Origin of the sequence: Lysinibacillus sp. IITD104 (assembly GCF_036698265.2) — a bacterium.
Taxonomy (GTDB): domain Bacteria; phylum Bacillota; class Bacilli; order Bacillales_A; family Planococcaceae; genus Lysinibacillus; species Lysinibacillus boronitolerans.
This window is the reverse complement of sequence record NZ_JBAHYH020000001.1, coordinates 3,111,435-3,129,969: the sequence shown is the minus strand read 5'-3', so window position 1 is coordinate 3,129,969 and position 18,535 is coordinate 3,111,435. Positions and strand designations below refer to the sequence as shown.

Annotated in this window: 20 protein-coding genes; 13 read left to right on the top strand and 7 right to left on the bottom strand. The window is 38.1% G+C overall.

The genetic code is table 11. The annotated features are described in order from the left end of the window. The first annotated feature begins 29 nt into the window (after window positions 1-29). The 6 genes from V1L66_RS16015 (at window position 30) to V1L66_RS15990 (ending at window position 6,377) form a co-directional block, all read left to right on the top strand. Window positions 30-1,691: an iron ABC transporter permease gene (locus V1L66_RS16015; protein WP_016994693.1), complete on the top strand. Its 1,662-nt coding sequence runs from the start codon at window positions 30-32 to the stop codon at window positions 1,689-1,691. Then, window positions 1,684-2,754: an MBL fold metallo-hydrolase gene (locus V1L66_RS16010; RefSeq protein ID WP_333006508.1), complete on the top strand. Its 1,071-nt coding sequence runs from the start codon at window positions 1,684-1,686 to the stop codon at window positions 2,752-2,754. Before V1L66_RS16015 ends, V1L66_RS16010 begins: the two co-directional genes overlap by 8 nt. Beyond that, the gene (locus V1L66_RS16005) at window positions 2,747-3,553 is read left to right on the top strand and encodes a hypothetical protein (protein ID WP_333006507.1); all 807 of its coding nucleotides are present in this window, start codon (window positions 2,747-2,749) and stop codon (window positions 3,551-3,553) included. The genes V1L66_RS16010 and V1L66_RS16005 overlap by 8 nt, the downstream gene beginning before the upstream one ends. A 157-nt stretch (window positions 3,554-3,710) precedes the next feature. Further along, a complete protein-coding gene (locus V1L66_RS16000) occupies window positions 3,711-5,009 on the top strand; it encodes a M48 family metallopeptidase (RefSeq protein ID WP_333006522.1) in 1,299 nt (432 codons plus the stop codon). Between the two features lie 87 nt (window positions 5,010-5,096). Then, window positions 5,097-5,915: a YitT family protein gene (locus V1L66_RS15995; protein WP_016995490.1), complete on the top strand. Its 819-nt coding sequence runs from the start codon at window positions 5,097-5,099 to the stop codon at window positions 5,913-5,915. 81 nt (window positions 5,916-5,996) lie between these two features. After that, a complete protein-coding gene (locus V1L66_RS15990; protein WP_333006506.1) occupies window positions 5,997-6,377 on the top strand; it encodes an MmcQ/YjbR family DNA-binding protein in 381 nt (126 codons plus the stop codon). 39 nt (window positions 6,378-6,416) lie between these two features. Here V1L66_RS15990 and V1L66_RS15985 read toward each other — a convergent pair whose 3' ends face one another. The 6 genes from V1L66_RS15985 to V1L66_RS15960 form a co-directional block, all read right to left on the bottom strand. Further along, window positions 6,417-6,758, bottom strand: coding sequence for a GIY-YIG nuclease family protein (locus V1L66_RS15985; protein WP_333006505.1), 342 nt, complete (start codon window positions 6,756-6,758; stop codon window positions 6,417-6,419). 17 nt (window positions 6,759-6,775) lie between these two features. Continuing rightward, window positions 6,776-7,531, bottom strand: coding sequence for a DUF2087 domain-containing protein (locus V1L66_RS15980; RefSeq protein ID WP_312126846.1), 756 nt, complete (start codon window positions 7,529-7,531; stop codon window positions 6,776-6,778). Between the two features lie 135 nt (window positions 7,532-7,666). Further along, a complete protein-coding gene (locus tag V1L66_RS15975) occupies window positions 7,667-8,542 on the bottom strand; it encodes an ABC transporter permease (protein ID WP_333006504.1) in 876 nt (291 codons plus the stop codon). Continuing rightward, a complete protein-coding gene (locus V1L66_RS15970; protein WP_333006503.1) occupies window positions 8,542-9,462 on the bottom strand; it encodes an ABC transporter ATP-binding protein in 921 nt (306 codons plus the stop codon). The genes V1L66_RS15975 and V1L66_RS15970 overlap by 1 nt, the downstream gene beginning before the upstream one ends. Before the next feature lie 6 nt (window positions 9,463-9,468). Next, window positions 9,469-9,873 (bottom strand): DUF3021 domain-containing protein, encoded by a 405-nt coding sequence (locus V1L66_RS15965; RefSeq protein WP_333006502.1) that lies wholly within the window; start codon window positions 9,871-9,873, stop codon window positions 9,469-9,471. A 1-nt stretch (window position 9,874) separates the two neighbouring features. Further along, window positions 9,875-10,324: a LytTR family DNA-binding domain-containing protein gene (locus tag V1L66_RS15960; RefSeq protein ID WP_016995496.1), complete on the bottom strand. Its 450-nt coding sequence runs from the start codon at window positions 10,322-10,324 to the stop codon at window positions 9,875-9,877. A 204-nt stretch (window positions 10,325-10,528) separates the two neighbouring features. Here V1L66_RS15960 and V1L66_RS15955 point away from each other — a divergent pair, with 204 nt between their 5' ends. From V1L66_RS15955 to V1L66_RS15935, 5 genes are all read left to right on the top strand, one after another. Continuing rightward, window positions 10,529-11,557: an AbrB family transcriptional regulator gene (locus V1L66_RS15955; protein WP_036079916.1), complete on the top strand. Its 1,029-nt coding sequence runs from the start codon at window positions 10,529-10,531 to the stop codon at window positions 11,555-11,557. A gap of 150 nt (window positions 11,558-11,707) precedes the next feature. Then, a complete protein-coding gene (locus V1L66_RS15950) occupies window positions 11,708-11,848 on the top strand; it encodes an RAxF-45 family protein (protein ID WP_004232534.1) in 141 nt (46 codons plus the stop codon). 104 nt (window positions 11,849-11,952) lie between these two features. Continuing rightward, window positions 11,953-13,752: a ribosomal protection-like ABC-F family protein gene (gene abc-f / locus V1L66_RS15945; protein ID WP_258860440.1), complete on the top strand. Its 1,800-nt coding sequence runs from the start codon at window positions 11,953-11,955 to the stop codon at window positions 13,750-13,752. Continuing rightward, complete coding sequence (locus V1L66_RS15940; protein ID WP_258860441.1) at window positions 13,745-14,536, top strand: GNAT family N-acetyltransferase; 792 nt, start codon at window positions 13,745-13,747, stop codon at window positions 14,534-14,536. Before abc-f ends, V1L66_RS15940 begins: the two co-directional genes overlap by 8 nt. A 469-nt stretch (window positions 14,537-15,005) precedes the next feature. Further along, window positions 15,006-15,740, top strand: coding sequence for a hypothetical protein (locus tag V1L66_RS15935; RefSeq protein ID WP_016995241.1), 735 nt, complete (start codon window positions 15,006-15,008; stop codon window positions 15,738-15,740). A gap of 147 nt (window positions 15,741-15,887) precedes the next feature. On the opposite strand, the gene V1L66_RS15930 is transcribed toward V1L66_RS15935, so the two are convergent. Beyond that, on the bottom strand, window positions 15,888-16,265 hold the full coding sequence (locus V1L66_RS15930; protein ID WP_258860442.1) for a hypothetical protein: 378 nt from the start codon (window positions 16,263-16,265) through the stop codon (window positions 15,888-15,890). Between the two features lie 154 nt (window positions 16,266-16,419). Here V1L66_RS15930 and V1L66_RS15925 point away from each other — a divergent pair, with 154 nt between their 5' ends. Both V1L66_RS15925 and V1L66_RS15920 read left to right on the top strand, forming a co-directional pair. Further along, window positions 16,420-16,950: a hypothetical protein gene (locus tag V1L66_RS15925; RefSeq protein ID WP_004232545.1), complete on the top strand. Its 531-nt coding sequence runs from the start codon at window positions 16,420-16,422 to the stop codon at window positions 16,948-16,950. 15 nt (window positions 16,951-16,965) lie between these two features. Continuing rightward, on the top strand, window positions 16,966-18,510 hold the full coding sequence (locus tag V1L66_RS15920; protein WP_004232547.1) for a flotillin family protein: 1,545 nt from the start codon (window positions 16,966-16,968) through the stop codon (window positions 18,508-18,510). The last annotated feature ends 25 nt before the right edge of the window (window positions 18,511-18,535 follow it).

Here is an 18,535-nt window from a genome sequence, read left to right as displayed (position 1 = left end):
AGTTTTCATAGAGAAGGGTTGAAATCGTCATGATAATGGAAGGAAGACGAGCTTTTGGATTTTTACTAACAATTGTCATCATATTTGCTATCGCACCGTTGATGGCCATTTTATTTTATACCTTTATAAAAGAGGGACATGTTGATATTTCACAGTTTAGTCGAATGTTTGCACACGATAGAATATGGAAAACACTTGGGAATTCGATGGTTTTAGGGGTTTTCGTTATTATTGGGACAACAATTATCGCATTACCTATGGCTTTCATTCGCACGAAAACAAGTTTATCTCAATATGAATGGCTCGATATAGTGTTAACAATTCCATTTATGACACCTCCCTATATTGGTTCAATGGGCTGGATTTTGTTTATGCAGCACAATGGTTTTTTACAGCAGCTTATTCCAAGTGCTGCTTGGATGACAGATTCCTTCTTTTCCTTATTTGGCATGGTAGTGATCATGTGCTTACACCTGTTTCCGTTTTTGTATTTAATGCTGAAAAATACATTGCTTCGCATAAATGGCTCATTTTTAGATGCAGCGCTGATTTTTGGGCGAAGCTCTTCGCAAAATTGGCTAAAGGTTGTGTTACCCCTTTTATTTTCAAGCTATGTTTTGGGAAGTCTGCTTATTTTTATTAAGACGCTTGCTGAATTTGGAACGCCAGCTACATTCGGCAGTCGGATTGGGTTTCAAGTGTTTACAACCGAAATTCATTCCTATTTATCAAGATGGCCAGTCGATATTCGCATGGCAACCTCGCTATCCTTATTCTTATTGTCTGTTTGCTTAGTCATTTGGTATTTCCAAAATCTCATTGGACGCAAATATACATATGGTGTGCTATCAGGAAAAACACCTGCTAGACGTGAGATCAAAGACAAATGGTATATAAAAACAGCTTCATGGACTTTTGTAGGGCTTGTCGTATTGCTATCTATCGGCATTCCTTATTTCTCTATTATTGTGACCTCTTTGCAAAAGGTACGGGGAGATGGTTTACAGGCAGGGAATTTCAGTTTGGCTTCTTATCAAGAGGTCTTCACTAGTGGAAGCGCAGGATTGACAGCATTTTTAAATAGCATCGTTTTCTCTATCATGACGGCCTTGATAACCGCCATAATAGGTTTATTCATCGCTCTTTATATTAAAAAAGGTGAAACCAGAAAGCAGCAAATATTAGACTTCTTTAGTTTAATGCCTAATATTATTCCGGGGATTGTCTTTGTTGTAGGTTTAATTATGTTTTGGAATGCTCCTTGGCTTCCCGCAACGATTTATAACACAAAGGCAATGGTAGTAGTCACATATTGTGTACTGTTTTTGCCTTATTCGGTGCAGTATATAAAGTCTTCTTTTTCACAATTAGATGCCTCTATCTTTCAATCAGCCGCTATTTTTGGACGTAGTAACATGGCTGTTTATCGTCGTATCATCTTACCACTTTTGATGCAGGGTATTTTAACGGGAATGATGATGACCTTTATTATTTCAATGCGAGAGCTTGTAGCTGGCCTTTTAATTTTGCCACCATCAGTAGAGACAGGGGCAACCTTTATTTATAGTCAATTTGAGCAAGGTAATGTAGGGGTTGGAATGGCAGTAGCTGTTATAACCGTCCTTATGACAGTTATTTTTATGTTCCTATTAGGTTGGCTGCAAAAACGAGGAGGGCAGGCCAATGCTTAGTGTTGAAATTTTAGGTGGTGTAGGCGAATATGGGCGCAATTGTTTTTATATTGAAAATCAGAGGCAGGCCATTTTATTGGATTGTGGCATTATGAAAGATACACAAAAAACGCCACCAAATATTACATCTAATCATATTGAAAAGCTAGCTGCTGTCTTTATTTCTCATTCGCATATTGATCATGTAGGGGCATTGCCATTACTACAGAACATGGGCTATACGGGACCGATACTAATGAGTCATACAACTGCTCAGCAGCTTCCACTGCCTCTTCCACAAGTCCGAACTTTCTATCCAGATACGGTTGGAAAATGGATAGAGGTCAATGAATATCTTGCCTTTCAATGGGGATATAGTGGGCATTTAATTGGAAGCGTGTGGTACAAAATTCGTTTCTTTGATGAAATGATTTTTTTCTCTGGTGATTATGTAGTCGATTCGTATTTATTAAAGGCGACCTTGCCAGTGGAGGATGGAACTGTTTATGATGTAGCGTTTATTGATAGTGGACATGCGGAAAAATGCATTCGAAATCTTGAGGTGTTACAGCAAATGGCTATGTATGTAAAGGCTCATCCCAATCATTCATTTATATTCCCCTCCTCTTTTTCGGGCAAAACAGTTGATATTATGACGTATCTATCCGAACATACAACTCGAGCCATTCGTATAGATGTAAAGCTACAATCTTTATTGGCGCATTATGAGGAAGAGCATGAAAATATTTGGCCGAATAAAGTGATGCTTTTAGAACGACTCAAGCAAAAACAGGACAGTGACCATGTATTGTATTTTGTCTCAGAGCAGGATGAGGCTCATTTGGAGGAGCTTGCAAAGGATTATCCGACGGCAATTTTTGTTCATACAGGCTATTCTCGTCATGCTTACAATCCAGCTAGCTTAAAGCATATCTCTGAGGAATTCTTCTATAAAACACATCCAGACTATTGGGATGTAGTGACACTGTCGCAGAGACTTCGTGCACGACAAACAATCTATTTTCACAGTACACATACAAATTTAACAACAACATTTCCGAAGGAGGAATTAAAGCATGACTAAACTAAAAAATTGGGCATTATATATATGTGTCTTGGGCTTGATAGTGATGAGTATGATGAGTGTGAATACAACACAAGCGAAAGCAGCCATTGAGCCAGGCCATGAAATTAAATTCAATATTAAACCTGAGATTTTTAAGGAATCAACTATTGTCCAGGTTTTTCAAGCAACTAAAAAGAATGACGTAAAAGTTTATTTTTATGATACGCTTGACCAATCGTTTCTCCATAATGATTATATACATCGCTTACGTGTATATAAGGGTAGTAATAAAATGGATGTAACCTACAAAAAGCGTTTTTTAAACACACCTTTAAGTGAAGCAATGGCAGAAACAATGAATCATGGTTTTACTGGTTCTGAGTCAAATTATAAGTTTGAGCTAGATATTAAGGGAGATCATCGTACATTTACGATTAGCCGGAAGGAATCCTTGAAGACTTCTGCTAAGGTCTCTTATGATTCAGTTGATACAAATGTTGCTAAAAAACTCATTCTTGAAAATGCGCCAAAGAAAATTGTAAATTGGAACTCCGAAGCATGGTATAAAAATACGTTGTCTCAAGTTGTCGTATATGGGCCTGCTAGTGCTATGACCTATAAAGGAAGCTTTTTAGGACATGAAGCGGATATAGAGGTATGGCAGTACAAAGGAGACATTATGGTTGAACTTTCTACGAAGGTAGATGATGCGGCTCAAGCAGCTACTATAGAAAAGCAATGGTATGAGCAGCTATTATCCACTGGCTATCTAATTGGGGATCAACGTGGTAAAACGGCATTTGTTATGGATAAATGAATAGGACGGTAATGATTTCGCCTCATATAGAAATGAGGCGAAATTTTTCTTTGGCCACAGAGAGATTAAAAAAGTAGGTCAATGTTTGTTCTAACTTTGATAATTTCGCTTACACTTACTATAGGACAAACTTTGGGTGATATGAGGGGGAAATAACATAGCGAAAAAAATGGGCATTGTTACACTACTACTTTTCGGTGTTTACGTGCTTTGTATGTACTGGTATATATTCCACAGCGGCGGTGGTAAAATACCGAGTGCCTTACAAGGAACGGCTGCAGATCCAGTGATGTTTATGTCTGGCAAGGAGCTTTTTTTAAGTGGTGAATTTTCAAAAATACGGAACTTTTTATTCTTTGTAGCCACCCCTTTAGAATGGCTTATTTACTTCTTTATTTTACTAATGGGTGTATCCCGTTATTTCGAAAAAGTGACGACCTCCCAAACGAAGTGGAAGCTATTGCAAAATGCAGGCTACTTATTCCTATTATCTTTATTACTCTATATCGTGCTATTCCCGCTTGATTATTATCGCTATCATCTTAGCAAAAGCTATGGCATCAGTACACAAGCATTTGCATCTTGGATGAAGGATGGTGTCATTGATTTTTGGGTGAACTTTGGCACTAGCTTGATTATTGTTACGGTGATTTATTGGCTCATTAAAAAGAGTGAAAAAAGGTGGTGGCTCTATGCTTGGCTTTTAACTATCCCTTTTACAATCTTTGTGATGTTCATTCAGCCAGTTGTCATTGATCCTTTGTACAATGATTTTTATCCATTAAAAAATAAAGAGCTGGAAACAAAGATACTTTCACTTGCTACACAGGCCAATATTCCAGCAGAGCATGTTTATGAGGTCAACATGGCAGAAAAGACAAATGCTTTAAATGCTTATGTGACAGGAATTGGGAGCAATTCGAGAATTGTGCTATGGGATACTACATTAAATAGGCTAACGGACAATGAAATTTTATTTATCATGGCACATGAAATGGGACATTATGTTGAAAAGCATATTTATTTTGGCATTGCAGGCTATTTATTCTTAATGTTAATAGGGCTATGGCTAACAGCGAAAATTATGCGTCGCTTGATTTCACGATATGGACAGGTTTTAAAAATTAATAAAATCAGTAGCATTCGTTCCTATCCATTATTTTTACTCATTACTTCTATTTTACTATTTGCTTCCAATCCAGTATCCAATTTTATATCGAGGTATCAGGAAACGAGAGCCGACCAATATGCGATTAACCTTATGAATGATCGAGAAGCGGCTGTAACAGCATTTCAAAAGCTAACGATTTCAGGCTTAAGTGAAGTGAACCCGCCACTCTTAGTGAAGTGGTTCCGTTATACACATCCACCGATGCTAGAGCGAATCTATAAAGTTGCGGATACTGGGGAACATAAACAAAATATGCCTTTAAAGGAAGAACAAAAGAAAAAGTAAGAGGATAGGTTTTTCATGAGGGGAAATTGGGTAGTCTATGACAAAGATGTATCAAAATTTGGTCGTTGATTGATAGGGGATAGCATTATGCGAAATGTGATTATAATTACACTTTCTTCCATTTTAGTGGCCTTTGCCTATAATTATTTATTGATTCCCCATGAAATCTTGAGTGGTGGGTTGAGTGGTATTGCCATCATGCTTGGCATTATTACCCCTTTGAATACAGGCGTGTTAAATTTACTGCTTAACCTGCCTTTACTGATTTTAGGTGTGATGAAGCTCGGCAAGCGATTTATTAGCTACACCATTCTTTCGGTCGCTGTGTTGTCAGTGAGTTTATATATTATTCCAATACACAAAGCGACACAAGAGCCGATCCTCGCGTCCTTATTTGGTGGTGTTATTGTAGGCTTTGCAATGGGCATGATTTTCCGAGCAGCTGGCTCCTCAGGGGGCTTTGATATTATTGCTATGCTACTTAGTCGCAAACGCGATTTTCCACTCGGTACGTTAATTGCCGCTATGAATGGAATTGTAGTGGCTGCTTCTGGCTTTGTCTTTAGCTGGGATGCAGCATTGTTAACCCTTGTGTCCATTTATGCAACTGGAAAAGTAGTGGATACAATTCATACAAGCCATATTAAATTAACGCTAATGATTATTACGAGTAAAGGGGAAGAGGTCAAACAGCAGCTATTAGAAAAGCTACATCGTGGGGTAACAATTATCGATGCAAAGGGAGCGTATTCAGGCGAGGGTCGGAAAGTATTAATTACTGTTATTACGCGTTACCAACTAGCTGATGTGAAAAGCACGATTAAGGAGACTGATCCAAAGTCGTTTGTGAATATTTTACAGACGACGGAAGTAATCGGAATGTTTGATCGTGGTACAACTAAATAATGCTATTCTCTACACACGTTTTAGGTTATACTTACCATAATCGAACGTGTGTTTTTATTTGAGGGGACGGGGATTGTTAAGATGGAAAAAGAAATAATTCATGCTTACTGTATACAGCTTCATGGAACAACGTATGACTATCAAGAGGAGTGGCAAGCAGATCGCTATCATATTGGTGGAAAAATGTTTGCCATGCTTGGAGGAAACAGAACGGGTAAGCCTGTGCTTACATTGAAATGTGAGCCTTCTCGAGCGGAGGAATTACGAGAAGCCTATGCAAGCATTATACCTGGTTACTATATGAATAAAACCCATTGGAATTCCATTTATATGGATGCTGAGGATGTCCCGATGGATTTGGTAGAGAATCTTATTAAGCATTCGTATGAACTTGTTTTCAATAAACTAACGAAGAAAGCACAGCAGGAAATTCAATTGATTGGCAACCCTTCAAACAAGTAATGAATAGCGCATTTACCTTTTTGGCAAATGCGCTAATGACTAATTATAACCATGCTCACCATAAGGCTTTAGTGTCTCAAGCCATTTTTGCTCCAGCTTTTCGAGCTCTTTTTTTTCATCGAAATAGCCTTCTTCTTTTTTCTTTAAATACTCAACGATTTCCACCTCAAAAGCTTCTTGACCATATAAATTGTAATCTGCCTGAAGCACCTTGTTCGTATGTGTATTGGTTTTTAGCATAAATTGAAAGCCGTTTAAACGCTTTAAATTATTAAAGCTCCCCACAAATACTTTGTCTGTTTGTGTATTGGTCATTGTAAAAACGCCAGCTTCAATTTTCATCTCTTTATACATTTCTTTTAACTCTTTTTTATGATCCATTTTAATAACCTGCTTTCTTAATTTTTTACCCAATAGGCACTACCATCTGCTTTGCGGTCCAGAAAACCGTATTCAATTAAGTAACGACGTATATGAACATAGTCTTCATACATCGGCTTGATCACTTCATTTAATTCTTTTTCAGTATAATGCTTTTCCTTGTCAAAAAGATTTGCGATAGCACGCAGTACTACAATTTTCTGCTTTTCACGCTTTGGAAAGCGTACCAGTTCCTTTCCAACGCCATTTGGAAATAATTTTGCTAATAATTGCTGTTCTTCCGTGAGGGTTACGTTATAGCGATCGTCGACCATAGTAGCTGTTTTATGAATAGGCACAAATGACTCCTCCTTCTGATCTTGTTCCTTTAGTAACTCCATCATCACCAATAATGTTTTGGCTTGGCGCTCCTTTTCTTTTAAAGCAAAACGGTGGTGGCGAATCGTTGTGGCACTGCCAATCTCTAATTCTTCTTTTATCTCCTGATCTGATTTTCCCTCGTAAAATAAGCGTAAAATATGGCTTTGATGTTCTGTTAAGCCTGTCATTTTTTTATTGAGACCGTTTAAATAATGAAAAACTGATTGGTGAGACAATATGATATGGTGCTGCATCATTTTTTCTGCTTCATATAATAAGCCCTCTTGAGGATAAATAATGCCTTTTTCTACTTTTTCTCCGCATAGTAGACAGGTGAAGTGTGTCGATTGATCAATATATCCCTTTTTAAGATCATCGATAGGAGCTTGCCAAAATAATTCATTTACATCCATTGCAACCTCTCCTTATTAAAACAAACGAATTTTATTTTTGTTTGCTATTTTATATTTAAAATAACAAAATGTTTGTTTAAATGCAATGAAAAACACATCGTCTTTTAAACGATGTGCATAATTGTTACCTAATATTTAATTATATTTTCTTTTAAATAGAATCATAGATGCTAGAGAAAGAACTACGATTGTACAGGCAATCACAATTAGACTTGTTGAGGAGCTAAGTATCTGTCCATTTAGTTCATAAACAATGCCATAATTGATTTTATAATCTGCCACATAGGAATCGGGCACACCGTCAAAAACATTTGCGATAGAGTTCTCCATAAAAGCATTGCGTAATAATAGTGTTGTATGGCTAATTGGAAAGTACATGATTACATGTTGAGCAAAGCTTGGTAGAGCCCCAAGAGGTACATAAACACCACATAAAAATCCAAGTAATGTACCAACAATTGTGCCGAGTGTTGAGTAAGCATTTTGGGTCGACACAAATAACGAAAGAAATAAATTAAAAACACTCGCAAGCAAGACAGATAAAAACAGTATGCTCAATACCTGAATAAAATCCCCAAAACTTAGAATCTTACCTCCTGTTGTGACAATAAATATTTCACAGCCAATGAGCGCGATAAAGGAAAAAATACAGCCGATAATAAATGCATTGAGTACATAGCTCAACTGAATGGTTGCACGAGAAAGAGGAGCTGTTAAAAAGTCGGCTTGTACCTTGGATTCTTGGTCTTTAACAGCGATACCATAGGCACCAAGTGTAGTCGAAACAGCAATCATGGATAGTAAGCCTGCTACAAGCCACTCATTGACCATGGTGATCAATTCAGGAGTAGCTTCTGTTAGTTGTTCAATGGCATCTACCTGCATTTTTTGGAGAAAGACAGCGTACAGCACAATGACAATAATGACAGACAGTAGGGAGAAGAACACCTGTGTTTTATCCCGTCTAAATATTTTGTTATTACGCAGAACTAAACTAATTAATGCCTCCACTACGCAACCTCCTCCTCTGCCATAATATGAAGAAAGACATCATCCATTGATCCTTTAATGACTTCGAAGGAGGCGATAAGTGGTTCAGCCTCTTTTAAAAGGGGAAGCGCTTGTAAGGTAGAAGTTAAACGGATGGTGTATATCCCTTGGTTCTCGGTAAAGGAAATCGCATTTTCCTCAAGAAATTTTGCTCCCTCCTGAGTATTATGAAAAACAAGAGCCATTGAATCATAGGCATATTTTGTTTTTAGTGCATCGGGCGTTCCCTGTGCGACAATTTTACCTTGCTTTAAGACCGTGACTTGGTGAGCGACTGCCGCTTCCTCCATATAATGGGTCGTTAAAAAAACAGTCATATTGGTTTCCCGTTGTAGCTGCTTAATCGCCTGCCAAACAAATTGACGTGTTTGTGGATCTAAACCCGTTGTAGGTTCATCCAGAAATAAAATACTTGGACGATGAATCAGTGCACGAGCAATATCTGCTCGCCTTTTTTGTCCCCCTGATAATGTTCCATATTTTTTCATTTCAATATCCTCTAAATGCAAATAGGTGGAAACAAATTGATAGTTATCGGTAAGCTGTGCTTTCGATAAGCCATATGTTTTACCTCGATGGAGGATATTTTCACGTACAGTTAATCGCTCATCTAATAGACTTTGCTGGAACACGACACCAATAGATTTACGGATATCCGCGTTATCATTGCTTGCGTCGAGTGTGAAACCATTAATAGTTACTTGACCACTCGATTTTTTTAGTAAAGTACATAGTATTTCAATCGTTGTAGATTTACCTGCACCGTTTTCACCTAAAAAAGCGAAGAGGGTGCCTTGCTCGACTGTAAAAGAAATGCCTTTGACAGCTTGCTGTTCTCCATATTGTTTACATAAATTTTCAACTTTTATCGCAAACGTCATGAGTGGTTAATCCCTTCTCTTTTGAATTTCTTTATTGATTTTTTCAATATCCCTTAATTGAAATACGTAAAGAATACACCAAACAATAGCATAAATAATAACTTCACTTATAAGCACATAGGACAGTCCTGAATGTTCAAACCAATTACCAAAATAGCCTGCGGTTAGCACGCATGCTGTTACAGCCATGAAATGTAAAAGAAGCTGAACTGTAAAAGGCAGTGGCTCAATATCAAAAATGAAGGATAGCAAACCAATAGCAATTCCAAGAATGGCTGCGATCACAATTTGCTCCAATAACTCTGTTCCTGACATAACCCCATTGTTTGATAGTACACTTAACGTCACTAAGACATAAGAAGAGCTGAGAGAAATGAGTAGACCGATAATCATCATGCGTAAATACTTCATGCTATGAATCCCTCCCAATACCTAAGTGTCTCTTTAATTCTTTTAAATATTTTCGGCTGACATGAATGGCTACGTCATTTTCAAGTAATAGTTGTGTAGTGCCAATTTTGCCCATTTGAATAGAGGATATTTTATGGATATTGACGAGTGTAGACTTACTCACGCGCACAAAATCTTTGGCTAGCTGAGCCTCTAGCTCATATAATTTTCGCTTTGACTCAAACTCTTGCTCATCTGTCTGCAAAAATACTTTAGCATCCTCTGCGTAAATGGAATAAATATCGGAAATTTTTAATAGATGAATTTCCTGTTGATCATACCCATCTAGCATCGTCGTTTGGGCTGCTTGAAGCTGTTTCATCAATCTTTCAATTTGCTCATTATACTCCTTGGCATGAATATGAACCTCTGTTTCTTCGAGCTCATGATTGATGGTTAAATGAATTTTCATAGGAGGCCTCCTTTAAAAACGCTGAATCAGGTATTACTAATGTAGCATAGATGTTTTTAACAAGGATAAATTGTTCGATAAGAGGTTTTATTTGATGGATAACAGGTTCATTTTAAGCGATAGCATACAGCTCAAAGTCAGTCCACTAGAAAATGCGGATTATAAAGGTCATAATAGGTTTATCGAGTTGAAGGGGTTGCTACCATGTTTGTTTTTGATAAGCATATGTTCATCACATTATGCATTGGATTAATAGGTGCTGTAGTTTTTCAATTTTTACATATACCGATGCCTTGGCTGTTAGGAGCGATTACAGCGGTGCTCACCGTGCAGCTATCCACCAACGTCCAATTAAAATGGCATCATTCTTTCCGCAATTTTGGTTTAGTCGTAGCGGGTTATTCTATCGGCTATGCCTTTACACCAGAAGCAGTACAGGACATCAAGCTTTTTTTAGGAAGCATGGTCGTGTTAAATATCATATTTATTTTGTTATTTTTTGCAGTAAGTTTCCTTGTTGCCAAGCGTACAGATTTGGATTTTGCGACTGCCTTAACATGCTGTGTTCCTGGGGGCATGTCGCAGGTTGTGGCATTTGCGGAAGAGCAACAAGAGATGGATATGGTGGTCATCACATTCTTTCAAATCCTCCGCGTCCTTTTAATCGTTGGCTTTGTTCCTTTAATGGTGGCAGGAGCAGGTGGCAATAGTTCTATGATTGATGGAACATACACATGGAACCTTGTTGGTATACTTGTGGTATGTGGTGGCGCAGGGTGGCTAGCACAAAAGCTAAAAATTCCAACAGGCTATATGCTAGGCCCCGTGTTTTTACTAATGGGCGTTAATATGGCAGGAATAGAAGTACCAAAACTACCATTATCACTTCTACACATTGCTCAGCTCATGCTAGGAATTTATATCGGATTATTATTGAAAAAAGAGGATTTACATTTATCGAAGAAGCATATCTTTTATGCGTTTGTTTCAGCGGGCATTTTTATAGGGGCAGCCTATGGTTTAACATTTGTGATGGCAGCGTTGTACAGCCTTGATTTTAGGACAAGCTTTTTAAGTATTGTTCCTGGTGGTCTTGATCAAATGGGGATTATTGCCGCTTCAGTCCATGCAAATGTCACGATTGTCACGGCCTTTCAGCTTTTTCGTGTCCTAGTTGTCTCGATTTTCCTGGTGCCTGTGGTAAAAATATTTGTGAAAAAAGTGAAAACATGAGGGGCTATGAATCAACCTCTCATGTTTTTCTTTGTGCGAATTTCAAATAGAACTTTGGAATAATGATAAATGAACGTTAAATTTTCCCTTTCCAAATAATTCGAATAATGCTATGATAGCCATAACTACTATGAACGGAGGTGAGAAGGAATGAATAAAAACGCTACGAAAACATGTGTAAAAGTGGATACGGCTATGTATTTTGCACGTGTGATTACTTTCGATTTTGCGAACAACGGGATAGGTCTGTCCATTTTTAAGCAAAATCAAATAACAAACGTAGCGAATTAACCATTCTTTTTCACACATTTAATTGAGAAGAGGACTGCTTGTTAATGAGCAGTCTTTTTTGTGTTGTAAAGATGTTTTCGCACGTTTCATTGGAGGAAAAAACGATGCAAATGAAAGCTGAACAAATTCAAAAAATTATGGGTGGCAATATATTATTCGAGAACCTACAGCTAGAGGTAAATAGTGGTGAACATGTGGCGATTGTTGGTGTAAATGGCAGTGGTAAAACGACTTTATTACAACTGCTTGCAGGGGTAGAGATACCAGACAAGGGACGAATTATTAAAAGTAAAGAAGCGACGATTGGCTATTTACACCAAATTCCACATTATCCACTACATGCTGTGAAAGAAGTGCTGGAGGAAGCATTTGCGGATATTTATGCAATAAAGGCAAAAATGACGGTACTTGAGCAAGAGATGCAGTCGACGGTCACGGATAAAATATTACTGCAATATGGGCAATTGCAGGAGCGATTTATGCTATTAGGGGGCTATGAAGTAGATGCGCAGCTGGCAATGATTGCAAATGGACTGGGTATTTCAGATATGCTAGAGCAGCCATTTAGTAGTTTAAGTGGTGGGGAAAAAACAAAGGTTATGCTTGGACAAATTTTATTGAAAAAGCCCTCTATTTTGTTATTGGATGAACCAACGAACCATCTGGATATGCAAGCCATTGAGTGGCTTGAACATTATGTGCGAAACTTTGAGGGGATTGTCATTGTCGTATCCCATGATCGTCAATTCATGAATCAAGTAGCCCAGAAGATTATAGAAATCGAGGATGGGGAGGCTTTTACGTATAACGGCCATTATGATGCTTATATAGCACAAAAAGAAGCAAAAATTGAGCAACAGTTTGCAAATTATGAAGAGCAGCAAAAGAAAATTAAAAAGATGCAAGAAACAATTAAACGATTAAAGCAGTGGGCAAATGAGGCGAATCCACCAAACGCCTCGATGCATCGACGTGCTAAGAGTATGGAAAAAGCATTAGCACGTATCGAGCGAGTAAAGAAGCCCCTCACTAAAAAGAAAATGAATTTAGCGTTAACGATGGCTGAACGCAGTGGTAAAGAGGTCGTGCTATTGCAAGCCATTGATCATGGCTTTGATAAGCCTTTATTGAAGGAAAGCAATCTAGCTATTTATTTTGGCGAAAGATTAGCGATTGTTGGGAGCAATGGTAGTGGAAAATCAACATTATTAAAAATGATGTTAGGGGAAATCATTCCTAATCAGGGAGTGTGTCAGATTGGAAGTAATGTGAAATTTGGATACCTTTCCCAGCAATTTGAACATCCAAATCCTGCTATACGATTAATTGATGCATTTCGTGAAAGTGTCGCCGTGTCAGAGGCGGAAGCTCGCCATATACTCGCACGATTTTTGTTCTATGGCTATGATGTCTTTAAAAAAGTGAAGGACTTAAGTGGTGGAGAAAAAATGCGTCTTCGTTTAGCACAATTAATGCATGAGGATATCAATGTCTTAATCTTAGATGAGCCAACGAATCATTTAGATATTGAAGCAAGAGAAGTATTGGAAGAGACACTAGAATCCTTTGAAGGCACGATTATTGGGGTATCGCATGACCGCTATTTCTTACAGAAAATTTTTACGAAAACGGCGTGGATTGAAAACCAGGCTATTCAGGTTTTTGAGGGAGATTACGAGTGGGCTAGAGGAAAACGACAGGAACTTGCAATGAAAATGATTGAAAAACAACCAGTCAATAAAACGCAGCCACCTAAAAAAGAATTACCGATTGAACAACAAATTGAAAAATTAGAGACAAAACTACAACAACCATCGCTTGCTAAAGAACAACGGCAGAAGCTTGAACTTCAATTAGAACATTTATATGAAAGATGGTTAGAAGGGAGTACAGAGCATGTTTAATTTAGAACGCATTATGCAACTTGATATAGAGTATGTGAAGAGTTTCAGTGAAGTGGAGGTTTGTAAGGAGGGCGTCTTATTTTACAATCAGGCTATCCCAACCTATTACGATGCAAATCATGCACAGATTTGGAGAAAGATTGCACAACCTGATTTATTTTTACAAGGCATCAAAGATTTCTACCAATCAAAGTCTCTGATTCCGCGGATTTATTTATATAATCTGGAAGAAATCCAGCTATGTATAGAGGCATTAGAGACGCACGGCTTTCAATATGAGCATTTTGTTAATGAAATTCAGTACTGGGATGGTGAATATGCGATACTTCCACCTAATCCTGCCATTCAAATTGAGCGTGTAACGGATGCAAATATGGAGGAAGCATTAGCAGTAGAAATGAGCATTTCTGCATTTGGGGAGCCTTCATTAATAAAAAAGGCATTTGAGCAAACCTATCATTCTTCACATTTTACGTATTATCTACTAAGACTAGATGGGGTGGCGTGCTGCTCAGCAAATATTTTTGTGTCAGAAAATCAAGGTAGGATTGAAAGTGTTGCAACAACTGAAAGCTATCGTGGTCGCGGTTTAATCGGCTATATGCTGCAGCATATCCAACAGCAATCAGTCGAGCTGGGATTGGATGATCTTTGGATATTACCAATTAGTGAACAGGTTGCCAAAGTCTATGAGAAGGCAAATTTTAAATCGGTGGGCTCCATTGCATCGATTCATGCGTTTACTGAAGGGAAGAGCATTCAAGATATCCGCCAACAGGCTTAAATAGCTACACATAAAGATCGCCAAATTCCTGTAGTGCTTACAAGGATTTTGGCGATTTTTAGAACTGTACTTACCAATTTTATTACAGGTTGCTTTGATGAAGGGATGCTTTAAAATATAATCAGCAAAAATTATTTATTGCTCCTGTAGCACGATAGCTGCTCATTATGACATCAAATTCCTCAGGCCTCAGTTAACAGCATTGTTTTTATCTTGTCATCTATCGCTTTGATATAAATTTGCGAGATGCAACCATACACGGGTTAGTGGAGCAGGTGGAAAGGTGTTAAAGGATAAGTAGGAATAAATGAAAACTAGTAAAATCCTGAATAGTATCGACTATTCGGGATTTTTGTTTTATTGTTAAAAAGAAGGATTTTCAATTATTAAAAGTTTTTTACTTGAAAAAATGTCGTATTCGATTTATTGTCTTTAGAGATACTTGTTTAATGGACTTGGAGGATATGAAATGCACGGAATTTATATACGCTATAATGTCTCAGATGAAACCCAAGCAGCACAATGGCCCAAAAAAATGGATGCATTTGCGTATGTTCAACGAGGAAAACCACAACAAGACAATGATAACTTGCTGTCAAAAGAGGAGCTAAAAAGCCATGCAATTCGCTATATTAAAAGCTTGAAAGACAATGCAAGTGTCCATTTAGTAGAGCAGCGCAACGGTGAAATTGAACATTTTGATCGACGCTATATGGAATCATTAAAGTTAAAGGAAAGCATCGATTCACAACTTATTAATCTAGAAGAAATACGCTTATTATTGCAATTAATGAATGTCTTGAATTTATCCCATGCTTTTGGAGAAAATGCTGGAAAGCTCTTACGTCAAATAACGCCGTATGCCAAAGAGGTAGAGCATCCAACATTCCAAACAACACGCGTCGAGCGCCATTTTTATTCGGAACTAATAGAACAAATAGAAATGGTTTACGCACGAATTATGCGTCAGCACAACCCATCTACTACGGAAATGCAACAATCAGAAAAGCTATGGACAACAGTCTGTGAGCAAGCAATAGAAAAAGTAGAAGCACGAATCGAACGTTTATCTTCTATTAAGTTAAAGCATGAGAAAAATTTACTAGAGTTTAGTCACTTAAAACAGCAAAATATCGAAGCAAAGGAACGCTTAGATCTAGCTGTCCATGAACTGGACGCCATTTTAAATGTATTAGAATCATAAGAAAAGCATGTCTCTGTCAAAATCGGAGACATGCTTTTTATGTTGTTGTCGGATAGAAGGACAAAAGTGACGGATAGTGCTGTGAATGTAGCGGTTAGCAATGCGAAAGTGGTGGATAGCTTCGTAAGATTGACGGATAGCTATGCTTTACTTCGCTTTCCCCTCTGTTTGATCTCGCTTAGTTTGGCGTGAAAGGCGGATTAAATCCAATCCAAGCAGCACAACAATAATATAGAATAGAGGACTTGTGAACGATAAGCCAATTTGTGACTGACCGCCAAGTAATGTTAAAACAATCCATAATCCAACTGTATACAATGTTAATCCGATATAAGCCTTTTTTGATAATCTTTTATATCTACCCTTGTCGAAGGCTAGCTGAATGATGACAAGCCCAACTAATATAAGCAATATTATTTTTTTAGTCAGCATCGCAGCAATAGCTGTATCAGGGAAGAAATCATTAACGAATAATAACGTGAAAAATATTAAAATTACAAAATTTAAGATTGTCGAAAGCTTCATGCCATTTCTCCTTAGTTGTCAGAATACTTTTCTATTGTAACATGGTTCTAATGAAAGCAAAAAATAATACTTTAAAGAAGAGTTTGAAAAATTTTGAAACTTTTCACGATGTACATCCGTATAGTAGGTAATATGATGAAAAGGGGTGAGCAACTTGACGCTATTTGGCTATTCACTCGAGCAGATCTTTTTAGTGGTTTTGATTTTCGCCGGCCTTGCCACAGTATTGGTTATGTTTTTTGGTGATGCAGTCGAAGGTATTGGGGAAGGACTGCCCATTTTTAATCCGAGTGTCATTCTATCTTTCATTACGTTGATGTCAGCAGCAGGTTTTATCTTAGAAAAACTAGCCTGGTTCTCTAGCGTTTGGAACATCATTGCTGCATGTATCATCGGCGCTATTTTAAGTTCCATCTTTTATTTATTTGTCCTCGTTCCGCTACGTTCCGCTGATGTTTCTTTAGCTTACACAGAGGAGTCGCTGGGTGGCCAATTAGGAAGAGTTATTGTGCCAATTCCAGTAGATGGTTTTGGAGAGGTTGTTATCGAAACGACAAGTGGTATGATTTCAAAACGAGCAACGGGCTATGATAATGAAGCCATTGACTATGATGAAACCGTACTTGTTGTGGATGTGAAGGACGGAACACTTTTTGTTAGAACGTACGAGAAAAAATTTGTTTAAAGGAGAGATATGTCTATGTCAACCGATATTTTAATTGTTTTAGGAATTGTAGCATTTGTTTTAATTGCCCTAGTTGGCTTATATGTGACAAAGTATCGTACGGCGGGTCCTGATGAAGCACTGATTGTGACAGGTAGCTATCTCGGCTCTAAAAATGTACATAAGGATGAGTCGGGAAATCGTATTAAAATCATTCGTGGGGGCGGTACATTTGTCTTCCCTATTTTCCAACAAGCACAGCCGTTAAGCTTACTTTCTAGTAAACTAGAAGTGACAACGCCTGAGGTGTATACAGAGCAAGGTGTTCCTGTTATGGCAGATGGTACAGCTATTATTAAAATTGGCGGTTCCATTTCAGAAATTGCGACAGCAGCAGAGCAGTTTTTAGGAAAGCAAAAGGCGGAGCGCGAAGGGGAAGCACGTGAGGTGCTAGAAGGTCATTTACGTTCGATTTTAGGGTCCATGACGGTTGAAGAAATCTATAAAAATCGTGATAAATTCTCCCAGGAAGTTCAACGTGTTGCTTCACAAGATTTAGCGAAGATGGGTCTTGTCATTGTATCCTTTACGATTAAGGATGTACGAGATAAAAATGGCTATTTAGATTCACTGGGGAAACCGAGAATCGCACAGGTAAAACGCGATGCTGATATTGCGACAGCAGATGCAGAAAAAGAAACACGTATTAAACGTGCAGAAGCGTCTAAGGAAGCACAAAAGGCAGAACTAGAGCGTGCGACGGAAATTGCTGAAGCAGAAAAAGAAAATCAATTAAAAGTAGCTGAGTTCCGACGTGAGCAGGATATTGCGAAAGCCCGTGCTGACCAAGCGTATGAGCTTGAAACTGCTCGTGCAAAGCAGGAAGTAACAGAGCAAGAAATGCAAATTCGCATTATCGAGCGTCAAAAGCAAATTGAATTAGAAGAAAAAGAGATTTTACGTAGAGAAAAGCAATATGATTCTGAGGTTAAAAAGAAAGCAGATGCAGACCGCTATGCAGTGGAGCAAAATGCCGCAGCTGAAAAGATGCGTGAGCTTGCACAGGCTGATGCGGAGAAATATCGTATTGAATCATTGGCAAAAGCAGAGGCAGAGAAAATTCGTTTGGATGGTCTTGCCAAAGCAGATGCAGAGCGGGCACAAGGGGAGACTGAGGCTGATATCATTCGTCTACGCGGTCTGGCTGAAGCTGAAGCTAAACGTAAGATTGCCGAAGCCTTTGAATACTATGGTCAAGCAGCTGTACTAGATATGGTTGTACGTATGATGCCAGAGTATGCAAAAGAGCTTGCAAGTCCACTTGGCAATATCGATAAGATTACTGTGGTCGATACTGGTGGTGGAGAAGGCAGTGGCGCTAATAAAGTAACGTCTTATGCTACTAATTTAATGTCTACACTACAAGAAACATTAAAAGAAACTTCTGGTCTTGATGTAAAAGAGCTGATTGAAAGCTATGCTGGGAAGCACACATTGCGTCCAGAATTAGAGCAGATTGCGTTAGGGCTTGAAAAAAAGCAAGCACCTGAAGAAACGAAAGAAGCGGTAGAGCAATCCTAACAAAAAGCGACCTGATGAGATATTT